Origin of the sequence: Chitinophaga oryziterrae (assembly GCF_009758125.1) — a bacterium.
GTDB classification, from domain to species: Bacteria; Bacteroidota; Bacteroidia; order Chitinophagales; family Chitinophagaceae; genus Chitinophaga; species Chitinophaga oryziterrae.
Genome location: NZ_WRXO01000002.1, coordinates 854,314 through 874,239 on the forward strand (window position 1 = coordinate 854,314; position 19,926 = coordinate 874,239).

Below are 19,926 nucleotides of genomic sequence, written 5' to 3' on the forward strand. Positions count from 1 at the left end.
TCCATTATGGCATTATTTTTAAAGGTTTCGAATTCACTGGAAAGTTTGTCGCAGGGCTTATCATTAAGCCTGCACGAATCGCAGAACAGCGTATTCGAACCGCACCTGATAGTGACACAAACAGAAGGGATGAACAACTGGCTGAAGCTACAGATAGCTTCACACCTGGGCATTGCCGCCAATTGCCGTTTCCTCAAACCGAATGATCTCATCCACCAGCTGTATTACCTGCTGGGTGGACGTTATACGGAAATACTCTCTGCACAGAACCTTACCTGGCTGTTGTTTAAACTGCTGGGAGAAAGTGATTTTACCGGCAGGTTCCCTGACATTGCTGATTACTATCTGAATAATCAATCCGATAAAGACCTGAAGAGAATGGGTCTTGCAAAAAAGGCAGCGGATTTGTTTGACCAGTACCAGGTATACCGTCCGGAAATGATCCGTGAATGGAATACGAAAACATTAAAAGAAGTAGGCAAAGACGACTGGCAGGAATACCTGTGGATAAAAGCTAAAATTGTTTCTGATAATAGTCTGCCTGATAAAACAATTATTGGTCAGCATATCCTGGAAGCACTAAAAAATCCTGATCAGCGGGATGCTTTATCCGACAGGATCAAAGCTATTCATCTCTTCGGTATATCCATCATCACTGCTTATCACGTAAAGATCCTCTACGATCTTTCAGATTATGTGGACGTTTATTTTCATATCATCAATCCTTCTCCTGCTACTTTCTGGTTCGAGGACAGGAGTGAAAAACAAATGGCCCGCTGGAGACAAAAAGGCAAAGACATTGAGGCACAGGTAACGGGTAATCCACTGGTAGCAGGTTGGGGAAGAGTAGTACAGGATACTTTCGGCCTGTTCTTCAAACACGACGAATTTATCAATGCCTATGATGATAGTGAACTGGTACCTCCTGAAGCAGATACCCTGTTGCACAAGATCCAGAACGATGTATTTAACAGCGCTACCACTAACCGTAACAAGATCAGTGCAGCCGACCTCAGCGATGGTTCCGTTACTATCAATGCCTGTTATACCGTAGCCAGGGAAGTAGAAGTATTATACAACTACCTCGTATACCTGATCGATAAAAAGAAAGAACATCTTTCTCCGCGCGATATAGTGGTAATGGTAAGTGATATTGATGCTTATGCGCCTTACATCAAAGCGGTATTTAATAACGCTCCTTATAAATTCCGTTATACCATAGCAGATGAAAGTTATGCAGACAGTGATAACCTGTTCAATGCACTGCATGCTGTCCTGCATATGAATGAAGATAATTTCAAGGCAGAAGAGGTATTACAACTACTTGACTTTTCATATATCCGGGAACGTTTTAGCATCAATGATGTTCCGCTGATACGCAGCGTTGTAGATGCTGCCAATATCCGCTTTGGTATGGAAGGAAATAAAGAAGATGAAACCTTCCTGGTAAGCTGGAAATATGGTATCAAACGCATCATGTACGGTATCTGTATGAGTGGGGGAGAAGAGTATGGAGAGGGGGCAGACAGCTTCTTTCCGCTGGATATTCTGGAAGGCAGTGCTGGTCAGGAAGTGATACGTTTCTGTCACTTTGTGCAGATGCTGATGCAGGTGGTGGAAGAACAAAAGCGGGAACGCTCCATCGCAGAGTGGGTGACTTACATCGAAGGCGTACTGCACAACATGGTATACGAGCCGGAAGAAGATACGGACGAAGATTATAATATACTGATGCAGCAGTTGTCTGATTACAACCTGCTGAATGAATATATGAGCGATACCGTTGGCTTTGATGTATTCGGGCATAGCTTCCTGGATACGCTGACAGGAAATACACGTTCCGGCTTATTTGTAAATGGAGGCATCACTTTTTGCTCTCTTATCCCCATGCGTAGTATTCCGTTTAAGGTGGTAGCTATGCTGGGACTGAACTATGATAAATTCCCGCGCAGGGAACATCCCACAGGGTTCAACCTGATGGAAAGGGATAAACAAAGAGGGGACAGGAATGTAAAAGAGAATGATAAACACCTTTTCCTGGAAACGATTCTGTCTGCCAGGGAATACCTGTACATCAGTTATGTAGGTCAGAGTGCCAGGGATAATACCGGTATACCGCCATCCGCACTGGTAGATGAACTGATAGATTATATAGAGTCCGGTACGGATGATCCTGAAAGTGTGCGACAGAAGTTAGTGACGTTACATCCTTTGCAGGGATTCAGTATGAAATACAGTAAGGGTAATGCACACCTTTATAACTACCTGAATACCTCCATCGCCGAAGGAAAGAAGGTAACGCAGAAAGGAAAAGTAATTGAGCCTTTTGGATTTGAAGAAATAGTACTGGACGATCTGCCCCGTTTTTTCAGAAATCCTTTTAAAACATATTACAACAAGGTGCTGGGGATTTATTACAATGATGCCCAGGTATTATTAAGGGATACCGAAATATTCGACCTTGACAACCTGCAGCAATGGGCGTTGAAAAACCGCCTGCTGCCCATGAACCCCGAAGATATCAGGGATTTGAAAACAAAGCTGCTTAAAACCGGCAATCTGCCCCTGAAAAATATGGCAGACGTGTCACTGACCTTGGTAGAAGAAGTGATAGAACCTGTGCGGGACCTTTACGAAAGTGCCGTACAAGGTGCGGAAGAACAGATCGTTCCCATAGAGCTGACAATAGACGGGAGCGTGATAAAGGGAGTGATCAGTTCCGTGTTTAATGATAAGCTCGTACAGGTTTCCTGGTCAAAATCAGAGACAAAATACCTGATAGAGGCGTATATTCGTTATCTGGCAGGCGTAGCCGCCGGGGTTGTGAAAGGAATGTTCTTTATCTCCGCAAGCAAAAAGGAAGCTGTTTTTGAAGCAAAGGCACTGACACAGGCCACTGCAACAGAACGGCTCACACAGATCGTTAAAACATATAAAGCCGGTATGGAAAGGATCGCACCTTTTTACCCCGACTTTGATATCGTTCCGGCTAAAGTGGCAGAGCTGGATTTTGAGAAGTTTACCAAAACAGTGGAAGATAAGCTTAAGGCAAAACCAGACCCATACATCACGCTGGAATATAAAAACGGGTTCTTCGCCCATGAATCCGTGCTGGATGCATACAAGGCCATTTGTGAATTAGTGATAGTGCCGCTGGAAGAATTACTGTCAGGTTATTATGATTAAAAAGAATTAATGACGGAAAAGAATAAATACCGCGAGTTTAATGCTGCTACGGTGGAACTGCAAAGCAGTAACCTCATCGAAGCCAGCGCCGGTACGGGTAAAACCTATTCCATCGCTATTCTTTTACTACGGCTGATACTGGAAAAAAAGCTGTCTGTAAAGGAAATTCTGATGGTGACTTTTACCAAAGCTGCCGTAGCGGAATTACAGGAACGTATCCGTCTCTTTATCCGTAATGCGTATAAAGCCAGTGTTGGGAAAGAGATCAGGGATGATAATATTAAAAAACTGGTACAACAGGCTGTTGATAACAGTGATAAGGCTACCGTACGTCAGCAACTGAAAGATGCGGTATTATTGTTGGATGAAGCTGCTGTATTAACTATTCATAGCTTTTGCCAGCAGACCCTCAATGAGTTCGCTTTTGAAACCAATCAGCTGTTCGGGGCGGAAATGATCCAGGACATAAAGCCCCTGGTACGGGAAGAAGTTCAGAAGTTCTGGAGAAAACATGTAACTACCATTCATACAAAGCTGCTGAAGAAACTCTGGGAACAAGGCTTGCGCATGGAGAAGATGAGTGAGGCGCTGGATGTTCACTTAAGTGGTAAGAAATACCTGGGGTATGATGATAATATCTCCTATACCATGACGGCCACCGAGCAGGCGAAATGGGAACAGGAGCTGGACGCATTGGAACAGAAGGAAGCGGCAATGAAGGCCGCCATGGTGCGGTATGTAACAGATAATGCCGCTGAAATTACGGCGTATAGCCAGAGGAATAAACACGCACTTACAAAGGCAGTACCATTATTGGTCACACCTCAGAAATTCATCAATTTCATAGCTGAAAAAAGAGATACGAAATTTGTTGCTGATGTGTATAAAGATCTCCTGGAAAGATTAGATGAAATAGAACAGGTGGCAGAAGAAAGCAGGAAAGTGACAGAAGTGATTAACCGCCGTCTGCACTGCCTCGCGATAAAAGAAGTATCTGCGGGGGTGAACGATTTTAAGAAACGTAATAACCTGCTGAGTTACGACGATATGATCGTGAACCTGCACGCTGCATTGGTAAAAAAAGATAATCCCGCATTATCTGCTGCTTTACAGCATAAATACAAAGCTGTTTTCGTGGATGAGTTCCAGGATACAGACCGCTTACAATACGAGATCTTTGAGAAAGCTTTTGGGGAAAGCACGATCCTGTTTTACATCGGCGATCCCAAACAGAGTATTTACGCCTGGCGTAAAGCAGATATCTTCACTTATTTCAAGGCAAGAAAAAAAGTAGAACATGTATATAGCATGAATAAGAACTACCGTTCTTCTTCTTCCTTCATCGGCGCTATGAACAGGTTCTTTTTGCCCAGTGAAGGCTTCGATACTTTTCATTTTGGGGGCGAACAGAATGCCATTGATTATATTCATGTAGAAAGTCCGGAGAGCAATAGCAAAGGATTTCTTTTTAAGGATAATGAGGCAGATGTGCCCATCTCCATCTTCCAGTTCTCCAATAACAAAACGCTGAGTAAAGGCATTGCTTTACAGATAGCAGATCTTTTACAAAACAACGCTTACAGTATTGGTGAGAAACCCGGACAAAGAAAGGTTTCTCCTGCTGATATTGGTATACTGGTACGTACAGGACAACAGGGCAGGGACGTAAAAGCACAGTTATCCTTATTAGGTATCCCTGCTGTAACGATTGACGATTCCAAAGTATTACAATCAGAACAGGCCAGACAATTGCTGTACCTCATGGAAGCAATGGCTGCGCCTGACCGCTCTTCTATCAATCGTGCCATGCTTTCTTCCTTAACAGGATTAAACATGGAATCCATCCTGATACTGGATGATGAAGCTACTCTGCAACTCTTTACCAATTATAAAAACCGCTGGCAGAAGGACGGGATCTACACTGCACTGATGGACTTTGTTGCGGACTTTGGTATCAGGAATGTTTTATCACAGGCGCATACAGAAAACGGAGAACGCATCATCTCTAACTTCTTCCAGCTGATAGAACTGGTACACCAGGTGCAGAGCCGGAAGAACTTCTCCATGGCAGAACTCATTTCCTGGGTAAAACGTGGTATCGATGGTATGGCCACGGAAGGAGATGAATACGAGCAACGTGTGGAAAGTGATGAAGAGTCCGTAAAGATCGTGACCATCCATAAAAGCAAAGGACTGGAATATAATATCGTAATGGCGCCTTATCTCGACTTCGTCGAGAATACCGCGATAGAATTCATCAGCTTCCGGGATCCCGATACCGGTGATTACCTGGGCGCTGAAAGAATACGCTTATCGGAAGAACAGATGGTAGTACAGCGGCAACAAACGGAACAGGAGAACCGCCGTTTATTGTACGTGGCTATCACCCGTGCCGTATACAAATGTTATATCTTCAAAAATACGTCGGGTTATAACAAAGCATCTACGCTCTCTACTTTCTTAGGAGCAATGAATAGCACAGAACCCGGACTGATAAAGATAGAAGAGGAACCACCTGTGGCGGCTCCGGAAGGATTTAAAAGAGAGAAGATCCCTGCGATGGTAGCGCCTGCCCCTGTAAACTTTACCTTGTTACAGGCCAACTGGCGCAAGATGAGTTATACCATGCTGGCAGCAAAACACGATAGGCTGCCTTTAGGGCGTGCTACACAGCAGGAGGATGCCTACGATACCTTTATCTTCTATACGCTTAAACGCGGGGCTAAAACGGGTAATCTGCTGCATTATATCTTCGAGACTATCAGCTTCTCTGATGATACCCGTTGGGATAAAGTGTTGAATGAGGCGATCAGGCGTTTTCTGCCAGGTCAGCAGGAGCAGTATTTACCTATGCTGCGGCAGTTATTACGACATGTATTTAACACCACTATACAGGTGAACGGAGATGAATTCCCTTTATCAGCAGTAGCCTGGTATAAGTGTATTGCGGAGTTTGAATTTGATTTCCCTATAGGGTTGTTTTCTCCTGATGTATTGAATAGCTTGTCGGATGCAGATATGGACATCGCTGCCAGGAGATTTAGTGAGAATGAACTGGAAGGGATCATGAACGGGAAAATGGACTTGTTCTTTGAACACAAGGGGAAGTATTATATCCTCGACTGGAAATCCAACTACCTGGGTAATACATTACCCGAATATGCACCGGAAGTATTGACAGCGGCAATGAATGAAAGCAATTATCATCTGCAATATCTTATCTACACAGTAGCTGCGAAGAAATACCTGCAAACACGTTTACCTAACTTCAATTACGAAAAACAATTCGGTGGGGTCATCTATCTTTTTGTAAGAGGCATGCGCAACGATAGTGATACAGGGATCTTTACCTGCAAACCTCCTCTCTCTAAAATACGACACTTGGAAAATATCCTGTCTGATCTGGATTGAGCACTAAAACACGAGACGCTGTCAGGAGCCCCGTGTTTTAGTGTAATAATCTCTACACAATAGACTCCGTCAGGAGTCCCCTGTTTACTATTTCTTTTTCCAATGGAACAGCGTCACCTACCATAGGCCCGTTCGGAGCCAGCTCACTTCCTTCTTTCCTGGATTTAAAGATAGGCCAGAGGAACTGAGCATACCACTCTTCCTGTTTGTAATGTTTGATGCCATATCCGCTGGGATATTGACGGGTAATGATACCTGTCCCGAAAATAACATCCCATAAGAAAAACATGTTACCAAAGTTACCTTTGTAATGTCCTACGCCATCATCATCACTATCCGCATGATGCGCATGATGAGTAGCAGGGGTAGAAATAAATCTTTCCAGTACCCATCCGGCCGGCTTTAACCACTTATTTGTATAAAAAGGCTTATCCCATTTAATACTGGAATGCGCCCCGGTTGTGATCAGTGCTTTTATACCTGTCACGAATAATACCGGATAACCCAAACCCAGATATACCAATGTAGTGGTTAAATAAATCTGGGAGAAGAAGATCGTATAGATGATGTTCTGCCTGCTGGCCATTGCCATACCCATGTAAGGAGCAGAGTGATGGGTACGGTGGAAACGCCACAGCCAGGGTAACTGGTGATGTAAGCGGTGATACCAGTATTGCGTAAGATCATCGCCTACGGCAATGATGGCAAAGCCCCACCAGAAAGGTACCCATGCAAAAATATTTTTAGCATTGGGTAAGAGGGTAGGTAACAGCAGTAATCCTACATATGCAATAAATGGCTTTACCACAATTTTAGGAACGACAAAACAAACGATATCCAGTATCCGTTCATTTTTCGTCCAGTGGTTCTCATACAGGCCGAATGCAAATTCTGTGATGCCTATAAGCAGCATGATGACCGGTAATCCCCAGCCATTGAGATGCGTGAAAATCTGTTCAATATACTGTAGCATATAATCAGGTTTAGACGTTTTTATTTACGGTTGTAGCAGTGATTTTTTTCCAGGGCCGTTGTCCTGTTATTTTAAAAGACAGCAGCATTAATATTACAGGCAGCGCGTATAATACTAAACTGATCAGGACATCCCTGATAATCTTTTGTTGAGTCACTTTATCTGTTTTCATACAAAAGGTTTTTATTGTAAAAAGAACTTTTGGACCAGCCACAATGCTCCGCCGATAACAAATAGCGGAACAAGGAAAATGATAATGCCGATGAGGACTTTTCTTATCAGCAATAGAATATCCTGTAGTATCATGATCAGTATCATTTAGGTCTTAAGAGAAGCAATGATTTCCGGGAATTGATCGTTCGTCCTTTAAATACATCTTCCCAGTCGATGAAAGGATAGATGTTATATTTCTTCGCATCATCCTCGAATAATTGTTTTAATTCCGCCAGTTTTTCCGGGTATTTCTTCGCCAGGTTTACACGTTCATTAAAGTCTTCATTCAGGTTGTAGAGTTCCCAGTCGTCTTTATCGTAATCCCTTGTAACAGCAGGTCTGGTATTGGCAGAGTCTGCGAAGTCGTTCAGGTCAAAATAATCCGGATGATGGGCAGCGCCTGCTTTCCAGCCATCTTTATAAATAGCTCTTGAACCGAAAATGTAGTAGTACTGTTGTGTATGACGGGAAGGAGCGCTGGCATTATCAAAAGCATATACCAGCGAGGTACCCTGTAAGCTATCCTGTTTGATCCCTTTGATCGTTTCCGGGAATGGAATGCCGATAAATTCCAAAGTAGTAGGCAGGAGGTCGATAACGTGGCCGTATTGGTTACGGATACCACCTTTATCTTTAATCCCTTTAGGATAGAAAACGATTAAAGGATTGTGTGTACCGCCTTCGGAGTTAGCATCCTGTTTCCAGTATTTGAATGGTGTGTTGGCAGCCTGTGCCCAACCCACGGGATAGTTGGCATCGGAAGCCGGTGTACCTATTTCTTCCAGGTGTTCTTCATTGTATTTCTCTGCCTGGGCACGGGTAAGTGTTTTATTCCTTCTGGGGGAATATTTATACTCTACCACACCTTCCTGAGAACCTTCTTTGCTGGCGCCATTATCACCAATAACTACAAAGATCAGGGTATTATCCAGCTGGTTAATTTCTTTCAGGTGATTCACCACCCTGCTCACCTGGTAATCGGTGTAAGTCAGGTAGGCGGCATATACCTCAAAGAAACGGGCGTATAACTTCTTCTGACCGGGAGTAAGTGTATTCCAGGCGGCTATATTAGGATTACGTTCCGGCAGTTTTGCATAGGCAGGAATGATGCCCAGCTTCTTCTGATTGGCAAATACTTTCTCTCTGAAGGCGTCCCATCCATAATCGAATTGCCCTTTGTAGAGGTCTTTCCATTCAGCAGGTACCTGGTGAGGAGCATGTGTAGCGCCGGGTGCATAATAGAGGAAGAAAGGTTTATCGGGAGCCGCCTTTTTTTGTCTGTCTATATAACTGATGGCTTTGTCTGTAATTTGTTCACTCAGGTGTCTGCCGTCAGGTTTAACGTGTGCGTTATCCTCAACCAGGGCAGGTCTGTACTGATCTGTTTCAGAGCCCAGGAACCCGAAGAAATGTTCGAATCCTTTACCGGAAGGCCAGCGGTCGAACGGACCGGCATCTGTGCTGTCCTCATCCGGAGTAACACCGTATTTACCCACTGCAAAGGTGTTGTAGCCATCTTCTTTCAGGATCTCTGCAATGGTGCCTTTACTGGCAGGTATGCGTCCATCATAGCCAGGAAAACCCGCAGAGGAGAAGTCGTGCGCAAAACCACCCATATGCACGGAGTGATGATTTCTTCCGGTCAGCAACGCTGCCCGGGTAGGCGCGCAGATGGCGGTCGTGTGGAAATTGGTGAAGCGGAGACCATTGTTAGCCAGGCTATCGAAGGTTGGCGTAGGAATGATACCACCAAAAGTACTGCTGGCGCCAAAGCCTACATCATCTATTAAGATCCAGATGACATTGGGCGCGTTTTTAGGTGGCGCAGGAGGCGCCGGCCACCATTCTCTGGACTCGGCAAAGGTCCTGCCAACCTTGCCCTGGTAAGGCTCTTGTGCGTATGTGGCGATGCTGCCCGCTAATAGCATAAATATAAAAATCGAACGTTTCATTAGAGTGTTTTATATAAATGATGAGAATTATTTACCAGCCTGGATTTTGTGTGAGTTCACTATTGATATCCCTTTCGGACTGAGGGATAGGGAACAGGGTATCTTTCACAGCAGCTCCTGTTTTATCAGGGAACTTTTTCAACGCATCATATAAGTAAGTACCACCTCTGCGTGCTAAATCAAACCAGCGCATCCCTTCCTGTATAAACTCTTTCCTTCTTTCCAGGAATACGGAGTCGCGGAAATCTGCCTGGTTTAAACCTGTTGTCAGGTCTGCAATGCCAGCGCGGCTTCTTACCCTGTTAATAGCAGCATAAGCGTCTGCTGTAGGAGCGCCATTGATTTCATTCAGCACTTCTGCATCCAGTAATAAAATATCAGCATACCTTATTACAGGGAAGTTGATACCGCTTTGTGCCTGGTTGGTAAGCGGTGAAATGGAGTAATCAATAAATTTGGCAAATCGTGCAGGTGTAAACGTTACATATTTCCCGGTAGCTGCATTATAGAGACTTGTAAAGAAGGTGACATTCCTGCGGGTATCATTCGCTGCAAACAACTGGTACAGGGTAGAATCGGCCGGTTGATCTCCGGGATATACCGCAGTATTAAAAGAAGAGAAATCGCCACTGCTTAAATTCTGTGTGCTGTTCTTGGCACCGAGGTTAGTACCAAACTGTACGGAGAAAATATGTTCTTTCCCGTTTTTGGTAGCCTGCTGAAAAGCATCTAAATAATTACTGAACAGGTCATAGCCATATCCGCCATTGATCACCGTGTTTAGTTCTGTCAATGCCTTCGCCCACTCTCTTCTTGTTACATATACCTTTGCCAGTAACGCATGTGCAGCACCACTGGTAGCCCTGCCTGTATTCGCACCGGAATAGGTAGCTGGTAATAAGGTAGCATCGGTAAGGTCAGCAATGATCTGAGCATAGATGCTGTCTTTGGGTGCTCTTGTTACTTTCTGTTTACTTACATCAATACTGGTAGGGTCATGTAAGATTAAAGGAGCCTCTCCCCAGAAACGTACAATATTGAAATACAGTAATGCCCTTATGAATTTAGATTCACGTATCAGGCGACTGCGAAGCGTTGTATCAAAATTGATATTCGGGATATTGTCTATCGCCACATTCGCCCTGCTGATACCGAAGTAGTGCTGTTGCCAGTTCTTCTTGATCCTGTCATTTGCAGGTACATAGGTAGCTGTACCCAACGCTCTTACGTCCGTATTGGTATTCGAAGGACTGAATATCTGATCATCGCTGCCATTGCCGGTCATCAGATTCAGGTTTCTGCCGTACATGGGAAAATCCCCGGCAGCATCTGTATTCAGTGTACTGTAAATAGCTGATACCGCAGAAATAGCATCAGATTGTGTTTTATAGAACTGGGATACTGTAATGATAGCATCAGGATTCTCGTCCAGCTTATTGCAGGATACGAACAGTAATAATAATATTGATAATTTTTTCATCGTACTAAGTTTTAGAAAGTGATGTTTAAGCCAGCCAGGAGGGTTTTAGTGCTTGGATAAGCGCCATAGTCTATACCCTGTTTGGTATTATCACTGTCAAAGAAATTCACTTCAGGATCTAAGCCTGTGTATTTCGTCCAGGTAAGGATATTCTGTGCCGTTACATATAAGCGCAGTTGTTTGATATGTATTTTTTCAAGCGCAGCTCTGGAGAATGTATAACCCAGCGAAAGGTTCTTCAGTTTTACATAAGAGCCATCTTCTATATACCTGTCTGTTACCTGAGCAACAGGAGCATTGGTCGCCTTTGCTACTGTACCATTGGGATTGGTCGCGCTGTACCTGTCTAACAAAGTAGCGGAAGCATTCAGAGAAAGGGTAGGGATTTCCAGTTTCTGTTGCAGGAAGTTGAATATTTTGTTCCCGTAAGAACCCTGGAAGAGGAAAGTAAGGTCGAAGCCTTTATAGTTGATAGTGTTGGACAAACCGAAGGTAAATTTAGGTTGTGCAGTACCGAGGTTGTGTTTGTCTGCAGTGGAGATAACGCCATCTCCGTTGGTATCCACATATTTCGTATCTCCTACCTGTTGGGATACACCGGTTAAGGTAGGTACGCCTTTGGAAACATCTGTGCTGGTGAGTAATCCGTTGGTATTATATCCCCAGAAACTTCCAACAGGCAATCCTACTTTTACTATCACAGGAGATACATAGCCGGTAGGCGCTAATGGGAAGTAATAATCTGTACCTGCACCAAGGCTCAGGATTTTATTCCTGTTAGCTGCGAAAGTGAGTGTAGTCTTCCAGGTGAGTTGATCATTTTTGATATTATCCGAAGTGATGCTCAGTTCAATCCCTTTATTTTCTACGCTGCCCACATTCTGTAATACACTGGAATAACCGGTGTAAAGAGGGAAAGGTACATTGAGGAGCAGGTCTGTTGTCTTTTTATAATAAGCATCAAATGTTACATTGATACGACTGCTCAGCAAACCGAAATCCACCCCTGCATTATATTGCGTAGTAGTTTCCCATTTCAGGTCGGGGTTAGCGATCTGAGTAGGAGCAATACCTGTTACCAGTGTATTGTTGAAATAATAGTTGGTAGGAGACAGGGCCGCTAATGAACTGTAAGGAGGTACTTCCGAATTACCTGTTCTGCCAGCAGATAATCTTACTTTAAGATCGGTCAGTGTAGGGCCCCATTGTTTGGCAAAGTCTTCTTTACCTGCATTCCAGGATACACCCAGGGAAGGGAAATAGCCCCAGCGGTTGTTGGCGCCCAGTTTGGAAGAACCATCCGCACGTACTGATAATGTAACGTTGTATTTATGCAGATAGGAATAATTCGCCCTTGCCAGGTAAGAATTTAATGAAGACTGATGCGCGTCTGAAACAGATAATACCGCTGTGCCTGCATAATTCAGATTATTGAAAGAGGTAAGGTCGTTAGGGAATTTCTGTGCACTGGCCACTGCAGACTCATCTTTCTGGTGTTGCATGGTATAACCAGCCAGCAGGTTTAAAAAATGTTTATTCTCAAACGTATGATCATAAGTAAGTGTATTCTCATTGATCCATGTTGTAGCTGTCAGATTACCCACTGATGCATATCCACCTGAGGAATAACCGGTACCGCTGCCGCCGGGAGAACCTGCATAACTGGGAGAATAATAGTTCTGTTTTGTATTGATCAGGTCTGCCCCGCCGGTTACTTTTAAAGTAAGGTCTTTGAGCAGTTTATACTCCAGAGAAGCATTACCCAGTATCCTTCTTAAATAGGTACGGTTGATGGTAGAAACGATATCCTGTATAGGATTGGTAGGATTGGCAGAATAGGGGCTGGTAGTATTATAGCTACCATCCGCATTTTTTATTTTAGCCACCGGAGACACCTGTAACAGGTTGGCGAAAGCTGTATTCTGGAAGTTGATACTGTTGTAGGAATTACCGTAAAGTTTATCTTCTATAGACTGACTGCCAAAAACGTTTGTGGAGATTTTTAAGCGTTCGGAAACACTTCTCTCATAATTGACCCTGGCCGAATATCTTTTGAAACCGGTGTTTAAAATAATCCCGTCCTGGTTGAAGTAGTTACCGGAAACGAGGTATCTGGATTTCTCATCACCCCCTGAAAAAGATAATTCATGGTTTTGTACCGCTGCTTTGCGGATAGCCGCGTTTTGCCAGTCGGACCCTTCACCCAGTGCCGCCAGTGCAGAATCGCTGTATGTTTTGGCGCTACCTGTACTGGTATTGATATCGTTGATGAGAGAACCCCACTGGGTAGCATTGAGTAATTTAAGTGTTTTGCTCACCTGCTGAGTACCCGCATACATGCTGTAGCTCACCTCATCATGTCCTCTTCTGCCTCTTTTGGTGGTGATAATGATGACCCCGTTTGCTCCCCTGGAGCCATAAATGGCAGTCGCAGAAGCGTCTTTTAATACCTCTATAGACTCTATATCGCTTGGGTTGATGGTAGAGAGCGCATTTACACCACCCCCGTTGGAAGCGCCTGTATTTGCATAATCGTTGTTATTGTAGATAATAAAGCCATCTATCACGTACAACGGCGCATTTCCGAAGCTGATAGAGTTGCCGCCGCGCACCCTGATAGTAGCGGTACTGCCGGGCTGTCCGGAGCTTTGCGTCACTGCTATCCCGGGCACAGTGCCTTGCAGCAGGTTATCAAAAGAAGCAGCAGGCTGTGCCAGTAAGGTTTTTGGGATACTGGCCACAGAGCCGGTGATGTCGCTTTTACGCTGGGTACCATATCCTACCACTACTACTTCATTCAGCTGACTTTCATTTTCCACCAGGGATATCTGGAGGGGAGAGCTGGTAGCTTCTATTTCCTGTTTCTTATATCCTATGTAAACAGCTTCGAGTATATAGGGTAATTTCTGGCCTGTTTTGAAAAAGAATTTGCCTTTTGTATCTGTAAGTACCTGGTTGGTTGTCCCTTTAATTCTCACCAGGGCCCCTATGAGCGGGGTTTGTGTTTTGCTGTCAATGACTGTACCGGTAAGTGTTGAATTGATTACAGGATCTGAAACGGATTGTGCCAAAAGCGTTGCCGGTGCTATCCCTGATAACCAGGAGACCAGCAAGAGAACTTTTTTCATTAAATTTGTAATTAGTGATTAGACAATAAGATGCCCTTCGGCGATTTGTTTCGCTGATCCGGCATTTCCAAGCTTGTTTTAGTCCGGCCGGAACTGTTCCCGCAGCTCCGGCCATCTTTTTTTTGCACTCTCTGATTGTTTAGGGAGCGCCGCGATTATTCACATTTCTTTTTTCTGATAACATACGTTTGGTTTATCAATAATATATTGAAAACAATTTGCTGATTTAAGTCTTGATGTGGAAGATGGAATGGAACATTCCGGGAAAAGCGTCAGTATTAACAGCAACAACAACTGTCTGCTGTAGCATTACAGCCGTATTGTTTCTGATTAATGGTTGATACTTTTTCAGTCATTTGATCTGTTATTACAGGGGATGATAAGTTGACGATCTCTATCTGGGTCAAAAATAGAAACTATTTATTAGTCCACCAAATTAATGTACTAATAAATAGTAAAAAATTAAATCCTGCTGTTTTACGCTTAGAGGAACATTGTATAAGCTACCAGGGTAGCGGCCATGAAGGAAACAACTGCTGCGATGTATGTCAGCCTGAATTGTTTTTGAACAATGGGGGTTTCAGTTGATGAGGGTTTGGGCCATGCCATATTATTGATATTTGATAGAACAAGTTTACAGAATCAAATTCTTTCATTAGTTAATGACTAGTTAACAAAATCAATTTCCCACGTTTGTGGTATTTTTGATATTCGCTGATTTATCCGAATCTGCTGATTTTTAATTATATTCACTGCATGTCAAAATATAAAGATGTAGTTGTTACCCTTTCGAAAAAACATCCTGAGACCAGTGAGCCGGTTCAGCCCGGTCACACTTATGTTGTTGGTGCGCTAGGCGGTAAAAAACGCTGGTACGAAGTAGAGACGGAACAACTCAACAATCTCAAAAACGAAGATTTGCAAAAGGAGCTGTACAAATTGCTTCATCCCCAGACGCACCACTGAGCCGGATAAGCATATCCTTCACCTCTTCACCCCAAGGAGAAATCGTAAGATTTCCCCTTTTTTATTTTTTAGGGACCAGGATATTACTGTCGGTCATCCAGTTTTTCAACAGTTCCGGCCACGCTTTTATCGACTGTAAATTGGATCTGTATCCCATATTAAATGCGTGATTCCCGTTCGCAAAAATGTGTGCTTCCACAGGTACTTTCGCTTGTCTGTATCTTTGCAACAGATTAACAATAGGAACAGAACAACATTCATCATCATTTGCCGCAATTAAAAATGCTTTTGGCGCATCTGAAGGGACTACTTCCGGTACACCTAACGGACCGGGATACACCAGTATCTGGAAGTTGGGCCTGCCATTCAGTCTGTCTACCGGATCTTTTGCTTTAGGGTCTCCCGCACCGGATGCATACGCTACCTGCGATACTACTTCTCCACCTGCAGAGAAGCCCCATATACCTACCCGGTTTGTGTCTATACCCCATTCTGCCGCACGACTGCGAACAAAACGAATGGCTCTGTATCCATCCTGTCTTACTTCTTTTTCAAGGCTGTAGGTAGAGTCTTCCCGGAACAATCTGTATTTGAGTATAATAGCAGCAACGCCTATACTATTTAAAAAACGCGCCGGTTCCACACCCTCCGAATTATAAACGAGTAGCCGGAAACCGCCGCCAGGACAGATGATTACAGCGGCCCCGGTCGCTTTCTCTTTTGGCGGAAGATATACCGTGACGGAAGGGTTGTGTATGTTTTTTACATAATAATCTTTTGCTATCTCAGGCTCGTCTTTACGTTTTTCATACCCGGGCGCGCCGTTCGGCCATAGGTGGTATACTGTTGGGGAATCCTGTGCCATGGCCTGTATGAACGGTAATGACAGGAAAGCAAAAAGAAGAAATCTGCATTGCATATAGGAACTGTTTTAAGTTTGCTTAATATAAATTACTGCTGAAACGATATAAAGAATATCTATCGGGAAAAGATGTAAAACGTTGTCTAAAGTAGCAATTGTAGTTGTGAAATACTAGTGTCATGCATTGATAAATAATAAATTATGTGGCTAAAGACGTGTTTGTACCGACAATAATTGTGTTATAACGCTTAACATTTTTATTGTTGTTTTAAAAAAAATCAGATCGATTTTCTAAGCATTTATCATACATTCGAGCTTTATTAAATTGTCCCCCCCAAATTAACCATTAACAGACCTTGCTTATATTGGCGAGGTCTTATTTTTTTACTGAGTAATTCCCCAGGATGTACTGCATTCAATTCATTCGGATCAAACAGTTCAAACTCTCCCGACAGTTTTTTTCACTTCCTGCATAAATATCTTTTGTGAGTATTTCTTTGACGGCATCACGAATCTGTTCCGGGGTAGGCGTTTCCGTATATAAATTTAAAGGTATTCCTTTGTTATAAAAACGCAGGCAACGATTATCTTCCCCAATTTGTTACAAGCTGTGGTGGCATATGTTTTGCAACCCAATAGTATAATTCCTCACATCATGCAAAACGGTACAATGATCCAATATTTTCACTGGTATACACCGGCTGATGGCAGCTTGTGGAAAACAGTGAAAGATGAAGCCCGGCACCTGGCAGAGGTAGGTGTGAATGCGGTATGGCTTCCGCCCGCATACAAGGGAGCCGACGGAGCAAACAGTCATGGGTATGATGTATATGACATGTACGACCTGGGAGAGTTTGATCAAAAAGCATCTGTAAGAACACGTTTCGGGACCAGGCAGGAATATATAGATGCGATCAATGCTATTCATGACGCAGGCATGCAGGTATATGTGGATGTTGTAGCGAATCATCTGACAGGCGCTGATGAAACAGAAAAGATCAAAGTGAGGAAAGTAGACCCTGAAAACCGTAATAAATTCATCTCTGAGCCCATGGAAATAGAGGCGTTCACGAAATTTACTTTCCCCGGACGCAATGGGCAGTATTCCAATTTTGTATGGGATCACCAGTGTTTCTCCGGGATAGATTATGATAACCTCACAAAGGAAACGGCTGTTTTCTCTATCTTAAATGAATACGGGGAAGGATGGGAAGAAGTGATTGATACCGAAAATGGTAACTTCGATTACCTGATGGGAGCAGATGTGGAATTCCGTAATCCTGCGGTGAGAGAGGAGTTCAGAAGATGGGGAGAGTGGTATTATAATGCCGTGCATTTTGATGGTTTCCGATTGGATGCTGTGAAACATATTACCCCGGAATTCTTCAACACCTGGTTGGACCAGATGCGTGGATATGCGCAAAAAGAATTATTTGCGGTAGGGGAGTACTGGGCACCCGGTCGGCTCGACCTTCTTGTACGCTATATAGAGGCTACTAATGGCAAGATGTCTTTGTTCGACGCTCCCCTGCAGCATAATTTCCATGAGGCCTCAAAAGCCGGGAAAGATTACGATTTAAGGACCATCTTCCATGATACCCTTGTTGCAGTGAAACCTTTACTGGCAGTAACTGTGGTAGATAACCATGATACACAGCCGTTAGAGGCGCTGGAAGCCCCGGTGGAACCCTGGTTCAAGCCATTGGCATATGCGTTGGTCCTGTTGCGTGAACAAGGTTATCCCTGTATCTTTTACCCGGATATGTATGGCGCCAAATATACCGGCAAGGAGGGGGAAGGGAATGACCGGGAGATATACCTGCCAGGTGTGGAGAACATTGATAAGCTCATTTCTGCCCGCGACAGGTTTGCGTATGGTCAGCAACGCGATTACTTTGATCATGCTAATTGCATTGGCTGGACCCGTGAAGGGGATGGAGAACATCCTGGTTGTGCGGTGGTATTGTCAAATGGAGAGGATGGCTCCAAACATATGGAGATCGGCAGGCAGTATGCAGGCAAAAAGTTTGTGGACCATTACGGGAAACATGATGCGGAAATAGTAATAGAGGAAGAGGGATGGGCTACGTTTCTTTGCCGTGCCGGTTCGGTATCTGTATGGGTGATGGCGGGATAAATAAATCAATATACAAGAAAAGCTGGCTATGATCTATCATTGCCGGCTTTTTTTTGTGTATTATATTTACAACCTTAACCATTTATATGATCATAAAGTTTTTGCTTCCGTTAGTCCTGTTAAGCGGGGTGCTATCAGCCCAGGCTCCTTTTAAGAACGAACAACCGGTTTCTCCGGGCCGTGTACTGGCGCTGGATTCTGCTATTGTTACCCATCACGAAGTAACGATAAAAGGGGTGCGTGTACCCTATACTGCCACTGCCGGCAGCATTCCTTTATGGGATGAAGACGGCAAAGCGCTGGCGGGTGTGTTCTATACTTATTATGAAAGAGAAGATATAAAAGAGAAATCCGGTCGTCCGCTGGTGATCTCTTTTAATGGTGGCCCTGGTACACCTTCCGTATGGATGGAAATAGGGTATACCGGTCCGAGATTGCTGAATATTGATGATGAAGGATATCCGGTGCAACCTTTTGGGATGAGAGATAATCCTAATTCCATTCTGGACGTAGCGGACATTGTGTACGTAGATCCGGTGAATACTGGTTTTTCGCGCCCGGTAAGCAAGGACGTACCTGCTTCTAAATTCTATGGGGTAAATGCGGATATTAAATACCTGGCGGAATGGATCAATACTTTTGTTACACGTAAAGGTCGCTGGGCTTCGCCTAAATTCCTGATTGGCGAAAGTTATGGAACTACCCGTGTTTCGGGGTTAGCGCTTGAATTGCAGGATGCACAGTGGATGTATCTCAACGGTGTGATCCTCGTATCACCCACCGAATTGGGTATTGATCGCAACGGTCCGCTGGATGCAGCGTTAAAACTACCTTACTTTACAGCTACTGCGTGGTACCATAAAAAGTTACCTGCTGATCTGCAGCAGAAAGATCTCAACGATGTATTACCTGAAGTAGAGAACTTCACTATCAATGAGCTGATCCCTGCCCTGTCTAAAGGCGGTGCACTGGATGATGCGCAGCGCAAGAGCATTGCCGTGAAGATTGCCCGTTACAGTGGTATTACGGAGCAGGTCGTACAGGAGAACAACCTGGACGTGTCCTTCAATCTTTTCTGGAAACAATTGTTACGTGATCAGGGATTTACTGTTGGTCGCCTTGATTCCCGTTACAAAGGAATTGATAAAAGGATTGCAGGTGAGAGTCCTGATTATAATGCGGAGCTGACAGCCTGGTTACAGGCATTCACACCTGCTATCAACATTTATCTCCGGGAAGAGTTGAAATACAAAACGGATCTTAAATATAATATGTTTGGTCAGGTCTGGCCATGGGATAATACCAATAACAAGACAGGTGAAAATCTGCGACAGGCCATCTCTCAGAACCCTTTTTTACACCTGTTGGTGCAATCCGGTTATTATGATGGCGCCTGTGATTATTTCAATGCCAAATACAGCATGTGGCAGTTAGACCCCGGTGGCAAGCTTAAAAACCGCCTGAAATGGGAAGGTTACAGGAGCGGGCATATGATGTATTTACGTAAGGATGACCTGGCTACAGCTACAGAGAATCTCAGGACCTTTATCCGGGAGTCTGTACCTGCAAAAGGGCAGCCTGCAAAATATTAAATCCCCTAAGTGAAAAGTCCGTTCAT

At 44.0% G+C, this 19,926-nt stretch carries 12 protein-coding genes; 5 read left to right on the forward strand and 7 right to left on the reverse strand.

From position 1 onward, the window contains the following. Positions 1–6: 6 nt before the first annotated feature. On the forward strand, positions 7–3,186 hold the full coding sequence (gene recC, locus GO495_RS11145; protein ID WP_157299748.1) for an exodeoxyribonuclease V subunit gamma: 3,180 nt from the start codon (positions 7–9) through the stop codon (positions 3,184–3,186). 9 nt (positions 3,187–3,195) lie between these two features. Continuing rightward, on the forward strand, positions 3,196–6,597 hold the full coding sequence (gene recB, locus GO495_RS11150) for an exodeoxyribonuclease V subunit beta (protein WP_157299749.1): 3,402 nt from the start codon (positions 3,196–3,198) through the stop codon (positions 6,595–6,597). Positions 6,598–6,649: 52 nt separating this feature from the next. Here recB and GO495_RS11155 read toward each other — a convergent pair whose 3' ends face one another. The 6 genes from GO495_RS11155 to GO495_RS32365 form a co-directional block, all read right to left on the reverse strand. Next, positions 6,650–7,570, reverse strand: a complete 921-nt coding sequence (locus GO495_RS11155; protein ID WP_157299750.1) for a sterol desaturase family protein — start codon at positions 7,568–7,570, stop codon at positions 6,650–6,652. Positions 7,571–7,580: 10 nt separating this feature from the next. Continuing rightward, positions 7,581–7,742 (reverse strand): hypothetical protein, encoded by a 162-nt coding sequence (locus GO495_RS31965; protein WP_170302660.1) that lies wholly within the window; start codon positions 7,740–7,742, stop codon positions 7,581–7,583. 142 nt (positions 7,743–7,884) lie between these two features. Continuing rightward, on the reverse strand, positions 7,885–9,735 hold the full coding sequence (locus tag GO495_RS11160; RefSeq protein ID WP_157299751.1) for a sulfatase family protein: 1,851 nt from the start codon (positions 9,733–9,735) through the stop codon (positions 7,885–7,887). 31 nt (positions 9,736–9,766) lie between these two features. Beyond that, a complete protein-coding gene (locus tag GO495_RS11165; RefSeq protein ID WP_157299752.1) occupies positions 9,767–11,215 on the reverse strand; it encodes a RagB/SusD family nutrient uptake outer membrane protein in 1,449 nt (482 codons plus the stop codon). An 11-nt stretch (positions 11,216–11,226) separates the two neighbouring features. After that, positions 11,227–14,343 carry a SusC/RagA family TonB-linked outer membrane protein gene (locus GO495_RS11170; protein ID WP_157299753.1) on the reverse strand — a complete coding sequence of 1,039 codons (3,117 nt, stop codon included), beginning with the start codon at positions 14,341–14,343 and terminating at the stop codon, positions 11,227–11,229. 483 nt (positions 14,344–14,826) lie between these two features. After that, positions 14,827–14,952: a hypothetical protein gene (locus tag GO495_RS32365; RefSeq protein WP_276611808.1), complete on the reverse strand. Its 126-nt coding sequence runs from the start codon at positions 14,950–14,952 to the stop codon at positions 14,827–14,829. Positions 14,953–15,099: 147 nt separating this feature from the next. Here GO495_RS32365 and GO495_RS11175 point away from each other — a divergent pair, with 147 nt between their 5' ends. Next, the gene (locus GO495_RS11175) at positions 15,100–15,309 is read left to right on the forward strand and encodes a hypothetical protein (RefSeq protein ID WP_157299754.1); all 210 of its coding nucleotides are present in this window, start codon (positions 15,100–15,102) and stop codon (positions 15,307–15,309) included. Positions 15,310–15,370: 61 nt separating this feature from the next. Here the strand turns inward: GO495_RS11175 and GO495_RS11180 are convergent, their stop codons facing one another. Continuing rightward, positions 15,371–16,228: an alpha/beta hydrolase gene (locus tag GO495_RS11180; RefSeq protein WP_157299755.1), complete on the reverse strand. Its 858-nt coding sequence runs from the start codon at positions 16,226–16,228 to the stop codon at positions 15,371–15,373. A 598-nt stretch (positions 16,229–16,826) separates the two neighbouring features. On the opposite strand from GO495_RS11180, the gene GO495_RS11185 reads away from it, so the two are divergent. Beyond that, on the forward strand, positions 16,827–18,308 hold the full coding sequence (locus GO495_RS11185; protein WP_170302661.1) for an alpha-amylase: 1,482 nt from the start codon (positions 16,827–16,829) through the stop codon (positions 18,306–18,308). Positions 18,309–18,394: 86 nt separating this feature from the next. Then, positions 18,395–19,900, forward strand: coding sequence for a S10 family peptidase (locus tag GO495_RS11190; protein ID WP_157299756.1), 1,506 nt, complete (start codon positions 18,395–18,397; stop codon positions 19,898–19,900). Positions 19,901–19,926 lie beyond the last annotated feature (26 nt).